This is a genomic window from Rhizobium sp. 05N49 (assembly GCF_056396805.1).
This window is the reverse complement of sequence record NZ_JBFTME010000011.1, coordinates 54492-70796: the sequence shown is the minus strand read 5'-3', so window position 1 is coordinate 70796 and position 16305 is coordinate 54492. Positions and strand designations below refer to the sequence as shown.

Below are 16305 nucleotides of genomic sequence, written 5' to 3'. Positions count from 1 at the left end.
GCTGCCTCGGCATGACGATGACCTCGGCTCGTGCGGCCGGCTCGTGCGGCCGGCACGGCCGGACTGAAACCAGGAGAGACGAATGGACGTGAGCGCAGCAAAACCATCCGTACTAACGGCAGCGATCGTGACGGCCCCCGGCCGCATCGAGCTGGTCGAAGGCGACTTGCCCCGGCCGACGGCGCGCCAGGTCCGCATTCGGCTGGAGGGCTGTGGCGTGTGCGCTTCCAACTTGACGCCCTGGTCTGGACCCGACTGGATGCAGTTTCCGACGGAGCCAGGCGGGCTCGGACACGAGGGCTGGGGCCTTGTCGACGCGATCGGGCCGGAGGTCTGCGACATCCGTGTCGGAGACCGGGTAGCTGCGCTCAGCTACCACGCCTATGCCAGCCACGACCTTGCCGACGAAGACATGGTCGTCCGGCTCCCTGCCTCGCTTGATGGCCAACCGTTTCCCGGAGAACCGCTTGGCTGCGCGATGAATATTTTCAATCGCGCCGACATCAGAGCCGGCCAGACAGTTGCCATCGTCGGCATCGGCTTCCTGGGTGCGCTCTTGACCCAGCTTGCAGTCAATGCCGGAGCGCGGGTGATTGCCATTTCGCGACGTCAGGCATCGCTCGACGTCGCCGAGCGCATGGGGGCGACCCACGGGATTGTCATGGACGATCATTGGCGCATCATCGAGGAGGTTCGTTCGCTGACAAGCGGGCGCTTCTGCGACCGGGTCATCGAAGCGGTCGGCAAGCAATGGCCTCTCGACCTTGCGGGGGAACTGACAATGGAGCGCGGGCGCCTCGTCGTTGCCGGCTATCACCAGGACGGCCCGCGCCAAGTCAACATGCAGATGTGGAACTGGCGCGGCCTCGACGTCATCAATGCTCATGAGCGCGATCCCCAAATCTATGTGGAGGGCATGCGCCGAGCCATCGAGGCGATTGCGGCAGGCCAGCTCGATCCGCGCCCGCTCTATACCCATTCTTATCAGCTCGCAAATCTCGACAAGGCGCTCGACGATACGAGAGACCGGCCAGGTGAATTCCTCAAAGCGCTGGTGATCTACCGATGAACAGGATGCTCTCGCACCAAGCTGACACGCGTGTCAGGCCGCTGCGGCTCGGTTTTGTCGGAGTGGGCTGGATCGGCCGCAATCGCATGCAGGCTCTGATCCAGAGCGGACTTGCCGAGGCCACCACGATTGTCGATCCATCGCCGCGCATGATCGAGGAGGCGATGGCGCTCAGTCCCAAGGCACGCCATGCCGAAGGGCTCGACGATCTTCTTGCCGACGAACTGGACGGCGTTGTCATCGCCACGCCAAGTGCCGACCACGCCGGCCAATCCATCCGTGCCCTTAAAGCCGGGAAGGCGGTCTTCTGCCAGAAACCGCTTGGCCGCACCGCCGGCGAGGCGCAAGCTGTCGTGACGGCCGCAAGAGAGGCCGACCGGCTGCTCGGCGTCGACTTGTCCTATCGCCACACAAGCGCCATGCAGGCCATCCGTGCGCTCATCGAGAGCGGCGAACTCGGGAAGATCTTCTCCGTCGATCTGACGTTCCACAACGCCTACGGGCCGGACAAATCCTGGTTCTACGACAGACGCCTGTCCGGAGGCGGATGCCTTATCGATCTCGGCGTCCATTTGATCGATCTTGTCCTGTGGTGCCTTGGTGACCCGGCCGTTTCCAATGTTTCGAGCCGGCTGCTGCGTGACGGCAAGATGCTGACGCCGGCGGCGGAGGAGGTCGAGGATTTCGCCTCGGCGACGTTCGATCTCGATGACGGCACAACGGTGCGGCTTGCCTGTTCATGGCGACTGCAGGCCGGCCGTGATGCGGTGATCGAAGCAAGATTCTTCGGAACGAACGGCGGGTGCGGGCTTAGAAACATCGACGGGTCCTTCTACGACCTGACGGCGGAGCGTTATTGCGGCACGCACATGCACACGCTCGTTTCGCCGCCGGACGACTGGGGCGGCAGGGCAGCGCTTGCCTGGGCAAGAAAGCTGACGGCGGACAAGGGCTTCGACGAGGATTGCGAGACCATCGTCAGCGTCGCCGAAACCATTGATCGCATCTATGGGGCGGGATCTTGAGGATGAGATCGGCGCAGTGTCCAACAGGCCTGCTTGCGCCGCCCTTCGTTAAATATTGAAGAACGCCAGGTCCCCATGCCCGAACAGTTTCATTCGAAAGGAACAAAAAGAGCCGCCCCAAGCGATCGCGTCGCAAGAAGCAGCCTGCCCCGCTGGGTCGTCAGCGCGTTGCGGACAAGCGGGATCAGGCGCTTCAGCACGCTCGCCAGACTAGATGACAGGGAGGTCCTGGCGATACCCGGCATTGGCAAGCGAGCGCTATCTCTGATCCGAATGGAGATGGATGCGCTTGCCAGCGCGGCGCCGCAGGAGCGGCCCGACCAGCCGGAAGCGAAAACATGAGCCGCTTTTATATCGTGCGCCGATATTTTTTTGGCTGCGCGGAACAGTTCGATGGCTGGCCGGTTAGGACAGGTCGAGATGCGAGATGTGCGGCATCGCGCCATCGGTCACGCGGCATGAGACCGCCCCCTTGAAAACGGGCGGAAGGTGGCGATGACGGCGGCGATCTGCCACGGGCCCCGTTTGCCCGTGAACGAGAAAGCAGCCCGCGGTGGCACAAACGCCACCTGCGGGCATGAGACAGAATGCGCCGGAACGGCAACAGAGGGAGAGAAAGTCATGTCGGTACGCCAGGACGATGAACCGCTTTTGGGGCCGCACGACCGAACGGCCGGAGGATGGGGCTCGGCACGCGCGCTGACTGAAATTCTTGTGCGCGAACATGTCGTAACCTCCGGCATGTCGCTGCTGTCGCACCACAACAAGCCTGACGGCTACATGTGCGCAAGCTGTGCCTGGGCAAAGCCCGCCAAGCCGCGCGCATTGGAATTTTGCGAAAGCGGCGCCAAGGCCACCGCCTGGGAGGCGACGAGCAGGCGCGCCGATCAAAAATTCTTCGCCTCGACCACTCTTCGGGAGCTCGAGGCCTGGAGCGACTATGATCTGGAAGAGCGCGGCCGGCTGACGCAGCCGATGCGCTGGAACGCCGAGACCGATCGCTATGAGCCGGTTGCCTGGGAGGCGGCCTTCGCCGAAATCGGTGCCGAGCTCCAGGCGCTTTCCCCTGACGAAGTGGACTTCTATACGTCCGGGCGAGCCTCGCTGGAAACGGCCTACATGTACCAGCTGCTGGCAAGGCTTTACGGCACCAACAACCTGCCCGATTCGTCCAACATGTGCCACGAAAGCACGTCCGTCGGCCTGCCGACGAGCATCGGAGCAACCGTCGGGACCGCGGATCTCACCGATTTCCAGAATTGCGACTGTATCTTCTATATTGCCCAGAACGTCGCCACATCGTCGCCAAGAATGCTGCATGACCTGCAGGAGGCGGTCGAAAGGGGCGTGAAGATCGTCACCTTCAACCCGCTGCCAGAACCGGGGCTGGAAAATTTCATCAACCCGCAGGACCCGGCGCAGATGTTGACCGGGCACAAGACTCCGATTTCCTCTCACTACTATCAGCTGCGCAATGGCGGGGACGTCGCCGCGCTTTTCGGCGTCTGCAAGGCTCTCGTCGAGGCCGATGACGCATTGAAGCAATCGAAGACAAGCCGGATCAGCGGCACAGACGCTATTCCCAAGGATCCGGACAATGCCGCCGACGTCGCCTTCGCCGCCTCGATGGCCGCCGCTGACAAGAAACATGTTCTCGATCACGTTTTCATCGACGATCACACGGCGGGGTTTGAGGAATTCGCCCAAGCCTGTCGACGTCACGACTGGAGCGCGCTCGAACATGTGTCCGGCCTCAGCCAGGCCCAGATGCGGCAGGCTGCAGAGATCTATGCCAATGCCAAGGCCGTCCTCATCATCTACGGCATGGGTCTGACCCAGCAGGTCATGGGGGTCGAGAATGTGCAGATGGTCGCCAATCTTGCGCTTCTTCGCGGCAATATCGGCAAGCCCGGCGCCAATATCTGTGCTGTGCGCGGCCATTCGAACGTTCAGGGCCAACGTACTGTGGGGATCACCGAAAAGCCAGGGCTCGTGCCGCTCGACAAGCTGTCACAGCTCTATCAGTTCGAGCCGCCACGTTCGGAGGGGCGATCGACGATCGACACCTGCAAGGCGATCATCGAGGGCAAGGCACGTGCCTTTATCGGCCTCGGCGGCAACTTCCTGCGCGCCGTCCCCGATACTGAAGCCGTCGAAACGGGCTGGAGAAAGCTTCGCCTGACCGTCCAGATCGCCACCAAGCTCAATCGCAGCCACGTGATCCACGGCGAGGTCGCCTATCTCCTGCCCTGTCTTGGGCGAACCGAGGTGGATGAACAGGAGTCCGGGCCGCAAGCCGTATCGATGGAAAGCTCCACGGCCCACTTTCACGGCTCACGCGGTCGTGCCAGGCCGGCAAGCCCCGACCTCCTGTCCGAGCCGGCAATCATTGCGGGCATCGCCAAGGCAAGCCTGCGCAGGGGCAGCGTCGACTGGGATGGCTGGGTCGGCGACTACGCGCGCATTCGCGATGCAATCGAGCAGACCTATCCGGAAACCTTCAAGGACTTCAATCTGAAGATGTTCCAGCCGGGCGGCATCACACGATCGGTTCCGGCGCGCGAACGCAAATGGACGACGCCGAACGGCAAGGCAAACTTCATCACACCGCAGCGGCTTTTTCCGGAGCTTGAGGTGACGCCAGGTAGCGAGGAGACGTTCAATCTACTGACATTGCGATCGAACGACCAGTTCAACACGACGATTTACGGCTTTACCGACCGCTACAGGGGCATCAAGGGCACGCGGCGTGTGGTCTTCGTCAACGAAGCCGACATGCTGCGTCTCGGCTTTGCCGCCGGCGACCTCGTCGACCTGACGACTGCCGTCGATGGAAAGCGGCTACGCCGCGTCGAGGGCTTTTCCCTGGTTCCCTATCAGATCCCGTCCGGTTCCTGCGCTGCCTATTATCCGGAAGCCAATCCGCTGTTTCCGCTGGACCATCACGATCCCAAGGCCAAGACCCCGTCCTATAAGCTGTTGCCAGTTCGGATGACCGCTTCGGCGGGACAACGCCAGACGAGATGAGCCATGCCAATGGTTGCTCGGCGCTGGCTGCTGGTGACAATCTGCCTTCTCGGCGCGGCTTGTGCCGGCGCGATGCTCGGCTGGACGCGGCAAGCACGTCAATATCGGGCGCCACCCCCTGTCTCTACTTCCTTGAATGACGTCCGGCTGATGGTCGCTCGGCGCTGGCTGCTGGTGGCATCCTGCCTTCTCGGCGCGGCTTGTGTCGGCGCGATGCTCGGCTGGATGCGGCAACCACGTCAGTATCGGGCGCCGCCCCCTGTCTCTGCATCCTTGAATGACGTCCGGCTGATGGCAAATGGTATTGGCGGCACGCCCCCCGAGGTCTATTTTGCAATCGGAACGCCCTATGAGAACACTGCCTATGATCTCAGCCAGGGCAAGCGGCTTTATACCTGGTTTGGCTGCCCGGCCTGCCACGGCGACGGCCGGGGGCTGAGCGGACCGTCCTTTCTCGACGGATGGTGGTCCTACGGACCAGAGATGGAAACATTGGTGGCGTCCATACGCGACGGCCGCCCGCATGGCATGCCGGCGTTCGCAGATCGCATGACCATCGACGAGATCTGGCAGCTTGCCGGTTATCTCAGAACGGTCGGAGCCTATCAGGCAAAATATACCGCGCCGGCCCGCAACGACGAGAAGAACAGCAGGCCGGCCGAAAACAGGGCCCCTGCGGCGGGTTTGTTCCAGGAGGGGCCGGTCGGCATGCGGCGACTGGATCGTCAACAATGAAACAGGTGGCGATCGTATCGTGTCTCCTTCTTGCGGGCTTCATGGCAGGATGCACGGGGGTGCAGTCGGCGCTCGATCCGAGGGGGCCGGCGGCCGCCGACCTTCTCCACATCATCCTCTTCTTCGTCTTTGTCTGCACGAGCGTCTTTCTCCTCGTCATGGGGGCACTGGTCTGGTCGCTTCTGCGCAAGCCAAGCCGGAAAGACAGCGAGGGCGCACAGGAGCGGCAGATCTCGGTGGTCGTGACGGTGGCCATTGTTTCGACCGCGGCAATCATCGTCCTGCTGACCGTCGTAAGCTTCACGTCCGACCGGTTCCCGGAATATAAAGAGGCATCCTCCGCTGCCATCCTCGTGCGTGGCGAGCAATGGTGGTGGCGTTTCGACTATGACGGCGACGATAGGTCGACGGGATTTCAGACGGCAAACGAGCTGCACATTCCCGTCGGCCAGGATGTGCGCCTGCGCTTGCAGGCCACCGACGTCATCCACTCCTTCTGGGTTCCCTCGCTTGCCGGCAAGCAGGACCTTGTGCCCGGCCGCGACAATACGATCACGCTCCATGCTGAAAGACCCGGCATCTACCGGGGCCAATGCGCCGAATTCTGCGGCCTCCAGCACGCCCACATGGCACTCGAAGTTGTCGCGCAGGAACCGGAGGCTTATCGTCAATGGCTGGAGAGCCAGCGCCGGAGCGCTGTCGTGTCGCAGGACGCCGCCGTCATTGCCGGGCGCGACGTCTTCATGCGCAAGCCGTGCGCTGCCTGCCATACGATCCGTGGTACCGAGGCAAAGGGCACATCGGGTCCCGATCTGACCCATGTCGCCTCCAGGCGCCTGCTTGCGGCCGGCGTGTTGCAAAATAGCGCCGGCTCGCTTGCCGCCTGGATTGCCGACCCGCAGACGATCAAGCCCGGCAACAACATGCCGCTGGTCCCCATGACGAGCGAGGAACTTCGACAGGTGACGGCTTTCCTGGAGACATTGCGATGAACAGCTCATCCACCGCGCAGGTTCTGGATGTCGAGGTCGAGCGGGAAGATCTGGAACCGCGCCTTCGCCGGACATGGCAGTCAGGAAAAGGCATCTGGGGGGCGCTGACAACCGTCGATCACAAGATCATCGCGAGACGTTACATCGTCACCGCGTTCGTTTTTCTGGCGCTTGGCGGCGTCCTGGCCCTGGTCATGCGCGTGCAGCTCGCCTTTCCGGAAGCACGCTTTCTCAGCGCCGACCGCTATAATCAGATTTTCACGACGCACGGCTCGAACATGATGTTCCTGTTTGCGGTGCCTGTCATGGAAGCGATGGGTGTCTATCTGGTGCCACTCATGGTGGGCACGCGCAACATCGCCTTTCCCCGCCTCAACGCCTTCTCCTACTGGATCTTCCTCGCCGGCGGTCTCGTTCTCTGGGTCGCCGTGGCGCTCGACGCGGCCCCCGATGTCGGCTGGTTCGCTTACGTGCCCCTATCGGGTCCTGAATATGGTGCCGGAAAACGCGCCGACATCTGGGCTCAGATGATCACCTTCACCGAACTGTCGGCCCTTGCCGTTGCCGTCGAGATCGTCGTGACCGTGTTCAAGCAGCGGGCGCCAGGCATGTCCCTCGATCGCATTCCGGTCTTTGTCTGGTCGATGCTGGTAACATCCTTCCTGGTGATCATCGCGATGCCGGCGATCATGTTCGCCAGTTCCTCGCTTATCCTCGACCGGCTGGTCGGCACGCATTTCTACAATCCGGCCGAGGGGGGGGACGTGCTTTTGTGGCAGCACCTCTTCTGGTTTTTCGGCCACCCGGAAGTCTACATCATCTTCCTGCCGGCCGTAGGCATGGTCTCGGCGATGATCTCGCCGTTTTCGCAGCGGCCTGTCTTTGGATATCTGGCACTTGTCATGGCACTGATCGCTACAGGCCTTCTGTCTTTCGGCCTTTGGGTGCATCACATGTTCGTGGCCGGGCTGCCGCCCTCGGGAAGCAGCTTCTTTACCGCTTCGAGCATGGCGATCGCCATCCCGGCCGGCACCCAGATCTTCTGCTTCCTCGCGACCTTGTGGAGCGGCAGACCGATTTTCAAGACGCCGATGCTGTTCGTCATCGGCTTTCTCATCACCTTCGTGATGGGCGGGATGACCGGGGTGATGGTCGCATCCGTGCCGCTCGACACGCAGGTCCACGACACCTACTTCGTCGTAGCGCATTTTCATTACGTCCTCGTTGGGGGCGCTGTGTTTCCGCTGGTGGGTGCCATTTATTACTGGTTTCCCAAGATGACAGGCCGGATGATGAGCGAAAAGCTTGGGCGCATCGTCTTTGGGCTGATTTTCGCGGGCTTTCACCTGACTTTCTTTCCGATGCATATTCTTGGCCTCGCGGGCATGCCACGCAGGGTCTATACCTATCCGCCGGAACTTCCCTGGTCCGGCATGAACCTCTTTGTCAGCGTCAGCGCATTCGTTCTGGCTGCTGGTTTCGGCCTGTTCTTCATCGATGCCATCCGCAGTCTGCGCAGCGGAAAGGTCGCCGGCCCCAATCCCTGGAATTGCGCTTCGCTCGAATGGGCAACTGCCTCACCGCCGCCGCCCTATAACTTCGCACGCATTCCGGTCGTGCAGTCGCGCGACCCCCTCTGGCAGGCATCATCGGAGCTGCCGGTCGCCACCGGTCTGCGGGTCGACCGGCGCGAACTCGTCGTCAGCAGCGTCGTTGCAGCCGAACCTGAAGCGCGCGAATCCTCACCTGCAGATTCGATCTGGCCGCTCGTGGCGGCGCTCGCAACGACCGTCATGCTGATCGGTTCGATGTTCAGCGCCTGGGCGGTGGTCTGGGGCGCTGTTCCGATCGCAATCGCCCTGACCTGCTGGTTTTGGCCGAAGCGAACGCCGGAGGATGAATCATGAAGGAGAAAGTCGTTCTCGATCTGTCGCATCTTCCCCTGCATGCGACCGGCACGGCCAGCTTGACCTTTTGGGGTACGAGCGCCTTCATGCTGATCGAGGGCAGCGGTTTTGCCCTGGCGATCGCCGTCTATCTCTACCTCATGGCCAACGCGCCGTCCTGGCCGTTGAACGCGCCGCCGCCGGACCTGTTGCCTGGGACCATTCTCACGATTCTGCTTCTGGCAAGCCTTGTTCCGAACCTGCTTGTCACGCGCTGGGCCGGACAGCGCGACCTTCGCAAGGTCAGGATCGGGCTCGTGATCATGTCGATCTTCGGCATCGTGCCTCTCGTGCCGCGCATCTTCGAGTTCCCAGCCCTTAACATACGCTGGGACGACAATGCCTATGGGTCGATCCTGTGGGTCATGCTCGGCCTGCATACGACCCATATCCTGACCGATCTCGCCGATACGCTGGTTCTGACCTGCCTGATGTTTTCGCGCCACGGCGACAACCTGCGCCGCTACGGGGACGTGGAGGATAACGCCCTCTACTGGAACTTCGTGGTGGCGACCTGGCTGCCGCTCTACGGCTGCATCTACTGGATCCCAAGGCTATGAAACGGTGTCCGGTCATCTTGGCCTTGACGGTCCCGTCCATCATGCTGATCCCGGCAACGGCGTTTGCCCATGACGGTCATCCCCATCCGGCCCTGTCCTTGACGCTCGATCCGTGGATCGTCACTCCGCTCGTGATCATCGCACTGCTCTATGGTCAGGGGCAGCGCAAACTCGGCCACCGCAGCCGCCGCGGCCAGCGCAGGCTTGCTCGCAGCTCGTTGAGCTTCTGGTCGGGCTGGAGCGTGCTCACATTCGCGCTCGTGTCGCCGCTGCACGAGCTTGGCGAGAAGCTTTTCAGCATGCACATGATCGAACACGAGCTCATCATGGCTCTCGCCGCTCCCTTGATGGTGCTATCGCGTCCACTCGCCCTCATCCTCTGGGGACTGCCGCAAACCGCCCGAGCATTATGCGCAAAGGTTGTCGGATCGACGCCGTTGCGTTCAACCTGGTCACGGCTGACAGGCGGTACGCTCGCCACCTTTCTGCACGGCATGGCAATATGGGCCTGGCACGCGCCACCGCTTTTCGACGCAGCGGTCACAAACATAGGTCTTCACCGGCTGCAGCATCTGAGCTTCTTTCTGAGCGCCTTGATATTCTGGTGGGCGGTTCTCTGGAGCGCCAACAGGGGGATGGCCGTGTGGCATCTCTTTGTCACCATGATGCACATGAGCCTGCTTGGAGCGCTGATCACGCTGGCGCCGGATGTGCGCTATCAGTTTGCGACGCGCGACGCGTCGGCATGGGGCATGACCCCGCTCGAGGACCAGCAGATCGCCGGCCTGATCATGTGGGTGCCAGCTGGCATCGTCTATGCTGGCGCAGCCCTGGCGCTGATGGCCCTCTGGATCCACAATTCCGCCAAAGGAGGCCCCGATGGAACCCAAGCAGCCCACCATTGACCTGCGGCTGGGCGTATTCGTGCCGGCCGCCCTCATCCTTGTTTTCCTTGGCGCCATGGTCGGCGTCAACAGCTTCCAGAAACGCTCGCAACAGGTGGCGTCGGCGATCGCAATGACAGGTGGAGATCCGCGGCGGGCCCCGGCCCTCTTGCGTCAATATGGCTGCAGCGGATGCCATACGATCACGGGCGTTGCCGGCGCGGATGGCAAGGTCGGCGGGTCATTGGGCGGACTATCCGAACGGGTCTATATAGCCGGCGTTCTCAACAACACACCGGACAACCTCGTTGGCTGGATTGTCACGCCGCCGGCTTACTCCCCGAGAACAGCCATGCCTGTCACGGGAATTACGCCGGCCGAGGCCCGTGATATTGCCGCCTATCTCTACGCCCACTGAAGGCTGCCTTTCACGGCTTCGGCGTATCCTTGGGCGGGAGCGACTTCAGGTAGCTCGCAATGGCGAGACGATCGTCCTGCGACAACTCGGCGGTATTTTCGACCACGTCCGCCATCGACCATCCGATTTGGCCATGATCGGGCGTCTTTCCGCTCTTGAGCATTTCGGCAATGTCTTCGACAGACCAGGATGCCAGCCGCTGCGGCGTGATGTTGGGGACGAAACCGACACCGTCGACATTCGCTCCGCCGGCAAAGCGCGTCGACGGCTTGACGGCTCCGAAGGCGTTATGGGTGGAATGGCATTCGGCGCAATGGCCAAGGACCTCCACCAGATATCTGCCACGATCGCTGACCGGTTGGCCAGCGCGAGCGTCTTCGACATGGCGCGGCCTGAAAAACAACAGTTTCCAGAAACCGACGAAGCGCCTGATGCGAAAAGGCAGCGCCAGCTCATGCGGTTTCGAGCGCTCCGACACCGGCTCCAGACTTTGCAGGAAGGCATAAAGATCCCTGACGTCCTCGAGCGTCATGCCGGTATAACTTGAATAGGGGAAGGCAGGATAATAATGGGCATTGTCTGGCGAGACGCCCGACAGAAGCGCATTGGCGAGATCCGTCACCGACCAGGCGCCGATCCCGGCTTGCCGGTCAGGGGAGATATTGGGAACCCGAAAGGGGCCGTAGGGCGAGGCCAAAGCGAGGCCGCCACCCAGGCGCAACCGGTCCGGTTGACCGGGGGAAGCGTGGCAGGAGGCGCAGCCGCCGGCAAAAAAAACAGTCCTGCCGCGCTCGACATTGCCTGGGACGAGATCTGGCGGTGGACGCTCAAAGGCCGGACGTGGCGCCGTCAGCTGCCAGGTTGCGGCGCCTGCGGCGACTGCGACAAGCGTGCAGATCAAAAGAAGCCGGAACCGCAGCCTTGCCAAGCGCCTTGGCCGGTCTCGACGGCTACCTTCCTGCGATCCGACATAGGCCACAGCCGCGCGCCCTCCTCCTGCTGCTTCTCAAACCGGCGCAGATGGAAAATGTTCCGGACCGATCCCTTTGAAAAACCGCAGGCGCGACAGACGCCAATGCGGACAGGAGCCGCGATCATCATCAGGAGAAGTGCAAGCCACACAAAAAGCCGCGTCGATGCTGCTGGCTTGAGCGACTGCGCATTTGCGCCGCTTCGCGACAGCCGCTCCGGCTCCAGCGGSTCTTGCGCGCCGTAAGCGCACCGGCAGCGAAAATCGCGGGTTGCTGGAACTTTTTCGCGTTCGGCCGGTTCGGCCGGCCTCAACCGAGGGAGAGCGCATGAGCGGTTTCACTTTACCCGGGCCTTGGGGCAGCGGTGCGGCGCGACGCTGCGCCCCTTGCGTGATTTCATCATTGCTGTCTTCCTGCTCACTGAATATCCTAAATCCAGCAGGCCCGGTCGGTCGCGGGAACGCCGCGATCCTCATCGACGCGACTGTCGTCATGCTGGCGATCGTGGTGCCGACCCTTATCCTGGCTTTCTGGATGGCGTGGCGCTATCGGGCCTCCAACACAAGCGCGGAGTATCTGCCCTACTGGTCCTATTCAGGTCGTATCGAAGCGGTCGTCTGGTCGATCCCGATCCTCACGATCATGTTCATCGGCGGGCTTATCTGGATCGGTTCGCATCGGCTGGACCCGTTCCGGCCTCTTCCCTCGAATGCCCCCCCGCTCGAAGTCCAGGTTGTCTCCCTGGACTGGAAGTGGCTGTTCATCTACCCGGAGCAAGGCGTTGCAAGCGTCAACCGGCTTGTCGTGCCGTCCGGCCGGCCTGTTCACTTCTCCATCACCTCTGCCAGCGTCTTCAACGCGTTTTTCGTCCCGCGGCTCGGATCGATGATCTATGCGATGCCAGGCATGGTGTCCCAGCTACATCTGCAGGCCGACCATCCCGAAACCATGTGGGGCATATCCGCGCAATTTTCCGGAGACGGCTTTTCCGACATGCAGTTCGACGTCTCCAGTCTTGCAACGGCCGATTTCGGCGCCTGGATCGATCGCATCAGGTCGGGCGGACAAAATCTCGACCGCGACAGCTACACCGCATTGACGCACCAGAGCCAGCGTGTCGAGCAAGCGACCTACCGGATTGAGGATCCAGGACTGTTTGACGACATTGTCCGTCAGATGATCCCGCCCGGCCCCGGTCCGCAACCCGAAGCGCCGGATCATGCCGGGCGCGAAGTTTCGACAGGCGGAAAGGATTGACATGTTCGGAAAGCTCGACCTGTCTGCAATTCCTCTGTCCCAGCCTATCCCGCTGATCACATCGGCGATCGTCATTCTGATTGCGATCGGCATCCTTGCCCTGGTGACGGTCAGGGGATGGTGGCCTTATCTCTGGAGCGAATGGATCACCAGCGTCGATCACAAGCGCATCGGCATCATGTACTGTCTGCTTGGCGTCTTGATGCTGATCCGCGGATTTGCGGACGCGATCATGATGCGCACGCAACAGGCGATCGCCGTCAACGCGCCCGGCTACCTGCCACCCGAACACTATAATCAGATTTTTTCGGCGCATGGCACGATCATGATCCTGTTCGGCGCCATGCCGCTCGTGCTCGGCTTCATGAATTTCCTCGTGCCCCTGCAACTCGGCGTGCGCGACGTTGCATTCCCGACCTTCAACCAGGTCGGCTTCTGGCTCACAGCTAGCGGCGCCCTGCTCGTCAACCTGTCTCTGTTCATCGGCGAATTTGCCCGCACCGGCTGGCTGCCCTACCCGCCGCTCAGCCAGACCACCTATAGTCCCGGCGTTGGAGTGGATTATTATCTCTGGGCCGTTCAAATATCAGGCATCGGCACGCTGATTACCGGCATCAACATCGTCACGACCGTCCTGAAAATGCGCTGCCGCGGGATGGATTACCTGCGCATGCCGGTCTTCTGCTGGACCGCACTTGCCTCCTGCCTGCTCATCGTCGCCGCCTTCCCGATCCTGACCGCGACGCTCGCCATGCTCACCCTCGACCGCTATGTCGGCTGGCACTATTTCACCAGCACCGCCGGCGGCAATCCGATGATGTTCGTCAATCTGATCTGGGCATGGGGCCATCCGGAGGTCTACATCCTGGTGCTCCCTGCCTTCGGAATCTTCTCCGAAATCTTCTCGACCTTTTCGGGAAAACCGCTGTTCGGCTACCGCTCGATGGTCGCCGCGACGCTGTTCATCTGCGTCGTCTCGATGCTTGTCTGGCTGCATCACTTCTTCACGATGGGCGCGGGTGCCGCCGTCAATACTTTTTTCGGCATCTCGTCGAGCATCATTGCCGTCGGCACCGGCGTGAAGATCTACAACTGGATCTTCACGATGTATGGCGGACGCGTCCGCTTCGAAGTGCCGATGTTATGGTCGATGGGCTTCATCTTCACCTTCATCATCGGCGGGCTGACGGGTGTTCTGCTTGCAGTGCCACCCGCCGATTTCATGACGCATAACTCCATGTTCCTGGTCGCCCATTTTCACAATGTGATCATCGGCGGCGTCGTCTTCGGCATCTTTGCCGGGATGGAATACTGGTTTCCAAAGGCCTTCGGCTTCCGTCTTCATGCCGGCTGGGGCAAGGCTGCGTTCTGGTGCGCGTTCATTGGCTTCTGGGTCACCTTCACACCACTTTACGTCCTTGGCCTCGACGGCATGACGCGCCGCTTGCAGCACGTCAATTTTGAGGAATGGCGACCGTGGCTCTACGTGTCGGTGGCTGGCATCGTCATTCTCGTCATCGGAGTGATATGCCAGGTCGCGCAGCTGGTGGTCAGTATCCGCAACCGCGACAAGCTCCGCGACACGACGGGCGATCCATGGGATGGCCGGTCCCTTGAATGGGCGACGCCCTCGCCCCCGCCCTTCTTCAATTTCGCCGTGATGCCAAATGTCGAGGGAGAGGAGGCCTACTGGGGCATCAAGCAGAAAGCTATCGAGACACAGCAGCTGTCGCCCGAGCCGCAATACCACCCGATCGAGATGCCCATCAACAGTCCGGTCGGCATCTATACGGCGTTCTTCTCGACCGTCTTCGGCTTTGCAATGATCTGGTACATCTGGTGGCTGGCGATTGCAGCGCTTGTCGCCGCCTTTGCGGGCTTCGTCGTCTTTGCCTGGCGTGACGTGCACGAATTCGAGGTTCCGGCCGAGGAGGTGGCCCGCGTCGAGAGGGCGCGGCGCGCATCACGTGAAGCGCTTCTTGAGCGGTTGAGCAGCCAGGAGGTCGGGTCATGAGCGATGCAGGATTGCCGGCCAGCGTGGAGGCGCTACGCCGGGTCCAGCAGGACCCGCATCGGCTTGGCCACAGGGCTCATGGCGCCAGAGACCCGCGCCCCGGAACGGGTCAGGGTGCCACCGGCCCGGCTGCAAAGAGGATCCTGGTCGGCTATGGCTTCTGGATCTACCTTTTGAGCGATATCGTGATCTTTTCCTGTTTTTTCGCAGCCTTTGCGGTGCAACGCCATGCTACGGCCGGGGGACCAACTGTCGGCGATATGGTCGATATTCCCCGTGTCGGATGGGAGACAGCAGTGCTCCTCCTGTCGAGCTACACCTGCATGCTGTCTTTTGCGGCCAGCAATGCTCGCAATCTTTTGTGGACCCAAATCCTTCTTCTCCTGACCGGCCTGCTCGGGCTCGTCTTCGTGCTGCTCGAACTGCAGGAGTTCGTCGATCTCGCCAGCCGCGGCATCACCCCGCAACGCAGCGCGATGTTGACGTCCTTCTTCGGCCTAGTCGGCCTGCACGGAGTGCATGTGACGGCGGGCGGGCTTTGGCTTGCCACCATGATGGCGCAGATTCAGGTCAAGGGCTTCGGGCCCGAAATCAATCATCGGCTGATCTGCTTCAATCTTTTTTGGCACGCACTCGACATTGTCTGGATCGGCATCTTCACGATCGTCTATCTGATGGGAGCGGTAGCATGAGCGACCTGGAGCGCGATCAGTCCCCGGAGGGTTCGTGGTCACACGGTGAGCATGATCATTCGCCGGGCGATGAACCAGCCGAGGATGCCGGCCATTGGATCCGCAACGCCAACCTCGGGCTTGGGTTTTCCGTACTGCTGACGGTGGCAGCCTTTGCCCTGGCAGGATCCGACATCATCTACCCGCCCGCCGTGCCGGTTGCTCTCATTGTACTGGCGATCGCCCAGATGGGCGTCCATCTGGTGTTCTTCCTCCACATCACGACGGGGCCGGACAATACCAATAATGTCCTGGCCCTGGTTTTCGGGGTTATGGTGGTCTTTCTGATTGTCCTCGGCTCGATCTGGATCATGGATCATCTGACGCAGAACATGATGCCGATGGAAAAGATGATAGAGATGCAACCATAGAAGGCTGGCCCGAAAGATTTGCATTCCCTGATCACGACACGGCCGCGCAACAGAGATCGGCGGACAGGATGGAAGAGTACCCGCGCCTTTTTGCAATGCTGCTTGCCGCGGCGCTGGCCATCAACGCCCTGCTCCTGATCACGCAGGTCCCGTTTTAGCCAAGGAACAAAACGACGGGCGCCAACACGGTTTGCGCGGCACTTGATGTCGGTCCCAAGACGATCGATAGGGCCGCTCCCCCGGGACGTTTGGGGACACATCGAAAAGGACACCGTTACTGGCAAGAGCCGCCGGTCAATGTCGAG

At 61.6% G+C, this 16305-nt stretch carries 14 protein-coding genes; 13 read left to right on the top strand and 1 reads right to left on the bottom strand.

Features of this window, described 5'->3' with window-relative positions; all coding sequences use genetic code 11:
* Positions 1-82 precede the first annotated feature (82 nt).
* The 9 genes from AC1DF8_RS21880 to AC1DF8_RS21840 all read left to right on the top strand — a co-directional run bounded on the left by AC1DF8_RS21880 (position 83) and on the right by AC1DF8_RS21840 (position 10656).
* Positions 83-1069, top strand: coding sequence for an MDR/zinc-dependent alcohol dehydrogenase-like family protein (locus AC1DF8_RS21880; protein ID WP_478154953.1), 987 nt, complete (start codon positions 83-85; stop codon positions 1067-1069).
* Complete coding sequence (locus AC1DF8_RS21875; RefSeq protein ID WP_113208006.1) at positions 1066-2094, top strand: Gfo/Idh/MocA family protein; 1029 nt, start codon at positions 1066-1068, stop codon at positions 2092-2094. Before AC1DF8_RS21880 ends, AC1DF8_RS21875 begins: the two co-directional genes overlap by 4 nt.
* 621 nt (positions 2095-2715) lie before the next feature.
* Entirely contained in the window at positions 2716-5121 is a 2406-nt protein-coding gene (locus AC1DF8_RS21870) for an FdhF/YdeP family oxidoreductase (RefSeq protein ID WP_113208004.1), read from the top strand.
* Between the two features lie 150 nt (positions 5122-5271).
* Positions 5272-5856 carry a c-type cytochrome gene (locus AC1DF8_RS21865; RefSeq protein ID WP_478155093.1) on the top strand — a complete coding sequence of 195 codons (585 nt, stop codon included), beginning with the start codon at positions 5272-5274 and terminating at the stop codon, positions 5854-5856.
* Positions 5853-6848, top strand: a complete 996-nt coding sequence (coxB, locus tag AC1DF8_RS21860) for a cytochrome c oxidase subunit II (protein WP_113208003.1) — start codon at positions 5853-5855, stop codon at positions 6846-6848. Before AC1DF8_RS21865 ends, coxB begins: the two co-directional genes overlap by 4 nt.
* Entirely contained in the window at positions 6845-8755 is a 1911-nt protein-coding gene (ctaD, locus tag AC1DF8_RS21855) for a cytochrome c oxidase subunit I (protein WP_113208002.1), read from the top strand. Before coxB ends, ctaD begins: the two co-directional genes overlap by 4 nt.
* Positions 8752-9354 (top strand): cytochrome c oxidase subunit 3, encoded by a 603-nt coding sequence (locus tag AC1DF8_RS21850; protein ID WP_113208001.1) that lies wholly within the window; start codon positions 8752-8754, stop codon positions 9352-9354. Before ctaD ends, AC1DF8_RS21850 begins: the two co-directional genes overlap by 4 nt.
* A 14-nt stretch (positions 9355-9368) precedes the next feature.
* The gene (locus AC1DF8_RS21845; protein WP_113208058.1) at positions 9369-10259 is read left to right on the top strand and encodes a cytochrome c oxidase assembly protein; all 891 of its coding nucleotides are present in this window, start codon (positions 9369-9371) and stop codon (positions 10257-10259) included.
* Between the two features lie 55 nt (positions 10260-10314).
* Positions 10315-10656, top strand: coding sequence for a c-type cytochrome (locus tag AC1DF8_RS21840; RefSeq protein ID WP_113208057.1), 342 nt, complete (start codon positions 10315-10317; stop codon positions 10654-10656).
* A gap of 10 nt (positions 10657-10666) precedes the next feature.
* Here the strand turns inward: AC1DF8_RS21840 and AC1DF8_RS21835 are convergent, their stop codons facing one another.
* The gene (locus tag AC1DF8_RS21835) at positions 10667-11557 is read right to left on the bottom strand and encodes a c-type cytochrome (RefSeq protein WP_478155090.1); all 891 of its coding nucleotides are present in this window, start codon (positions 11555-11557) and stop codon (positions 10667-10669) included.
* A 397-nt stretch (positions 11558-11954) separates the two neighbouring features.
* Here AC1DF8_RS21835 and cyoA point away from each other — a divergent pair, with 397 nt between their 5' ends.
* From cyoA to cyoD, 4 genes are read left to right on the top strand one after another with little or no spacing between them, the layout of a single operon-like run.
* Complete coding sequence (gene cyoA / locus AC1DF8_RS21830) at positions 11955-12884, top strand: ubiquinol oxidase subunit II (protein ID WP_113207998.1); 930 nt, start codon at positions 11955-11957, stop codon at positions 12882-12884.
* Between the two features lies 1 nt (position 12885).
* Complete coding sequence (locus AC1DF8_RS21825) at positions 12886-14898, top strand: cbb3-type cytochrome c oxidase subunit I (protein WP_113207997.1); 2013 nt, start codon at positions 12886-12888, stop codon at positions 14896-14898.
* On the top strand, positions 14895-15590 hold the full coding sequence (locus AC1DF8_RS21820; protein ID WP_478154948.1) for a cytochrome c oxidase subunit 3: 696 nt from the start codon (positions 14895-14897) through the stop codon (positions 15588-15590). Before AC1DF8_RS21825 ends, AC1DF8_RS21820 begins: the two co-directional genes overlap by 4 nt.
* The gene (cyoD, locus tag AC1DF8_RS21815; protein ID WP_478154946.1) at positions 15587-16000 is read left to right on the top strand and encodes a cytochrome o ubiquinol oxidase subunit IV; all 414 of its coding nucleotides are present in this window, start codon (positions 15587-15589) and stop codon (positions 15998-16000) included. Before AC1DF8_RS21820 ends, cyoD begins: the two co-directional genes overlap by 4 nt.
* The last annotated feature ends 305 nt before the right edge of the window (positions 16001-16305 follow it).

Excerpts from the sequence above, each read along its gene's own strand:
- AC1DF8_RS21880 (WP_478154953.1), top strand. The coding sequence starts at position 83 with ATGGACGTGAGCGCAGCAAAACCATCCGTACTAACGGCAGCGATCGTG.
- AC1DF8_RS21875 (WP_113208006.1), top strand. The coding sequence starts at position 1,066 with ATGAACAGGATGCTCTCGCACCAAGCTGACACGCGTGTCAGGCCGCTG.
- AC1DF8_RS21870 (WP_113208004.1), top strand. The coding sequence starts at position 2,716 with ATGTCGGTACGCCAGGACGATGAACCGCTTTTGGGGCCGCACGACCGA.
- AC1DF8_RS21865 (WP_478155093.1), top strand. The coding sequence starts at position 5,272 with ATGGTCGCTCGGCGCTGGCTGCTGGTGGCATCCTGCCTTCTCGGCGCG.
- coxB (WP_113208003.1), top strand. The coding sequence starts at position 5,853 with ATGAAACAGGTGGCGATCGTATCGTGTCTCCTTCTTGCGGGCTTCATG.
- ctaD (WP_113208002.1), top strand. The coding sequence starts at position 6,845 with ATGAACAGCTCATCCACCGCGCAGGTTCTGGATGTCGAGGTCGAGCGG.
- AC1DF8_RS21850 (WP_113208001.1), top strand. The coding sequence starts at position 8,752 with ATGAAGGAGAAAGTCGTTCTCGATCTGTCGCATCTTCCCCTGCATGCG.
- AC1DF8_RS21840 (WP_113208057.1), top strand. The coding sequence starts at position 10,315 with ATGGTCGGCGTCAACAGCTTCCAGAAACGCTCGCAACAGGTGGCGTCG.
- cyoA (WP_113207998.1), top strand. The coding sequence starts at position 11,955 with ATGAGCGGTTTCACTTTACCCGGGCCTTGGGGCAGCGGTGCGGCGCGA.
- AC1DF8_RS21825 (WP_113207997.1), top strand. The coding sequence starts at position 12,886 with ATGTTCGGAAAGCTCGACCTGTCTGCAATTCCTCTGTCCCAGCCTATC.
- AC1DF8_RS21820 (WP_478154948.1), top strand. The coding sequence starts at position 14,895 with ATGAGCGATGCAGGATTGCCGGCCAGCGTGGAGGCGCTACGCCGGGTC.
- cyoD (WP_478154946.1), top strand. The coding sequence starts at position 15,587 with ATGAGCGACCTGGAGCGCGATCAGTCCCCGGAGGGTTCGTGGTCACAC.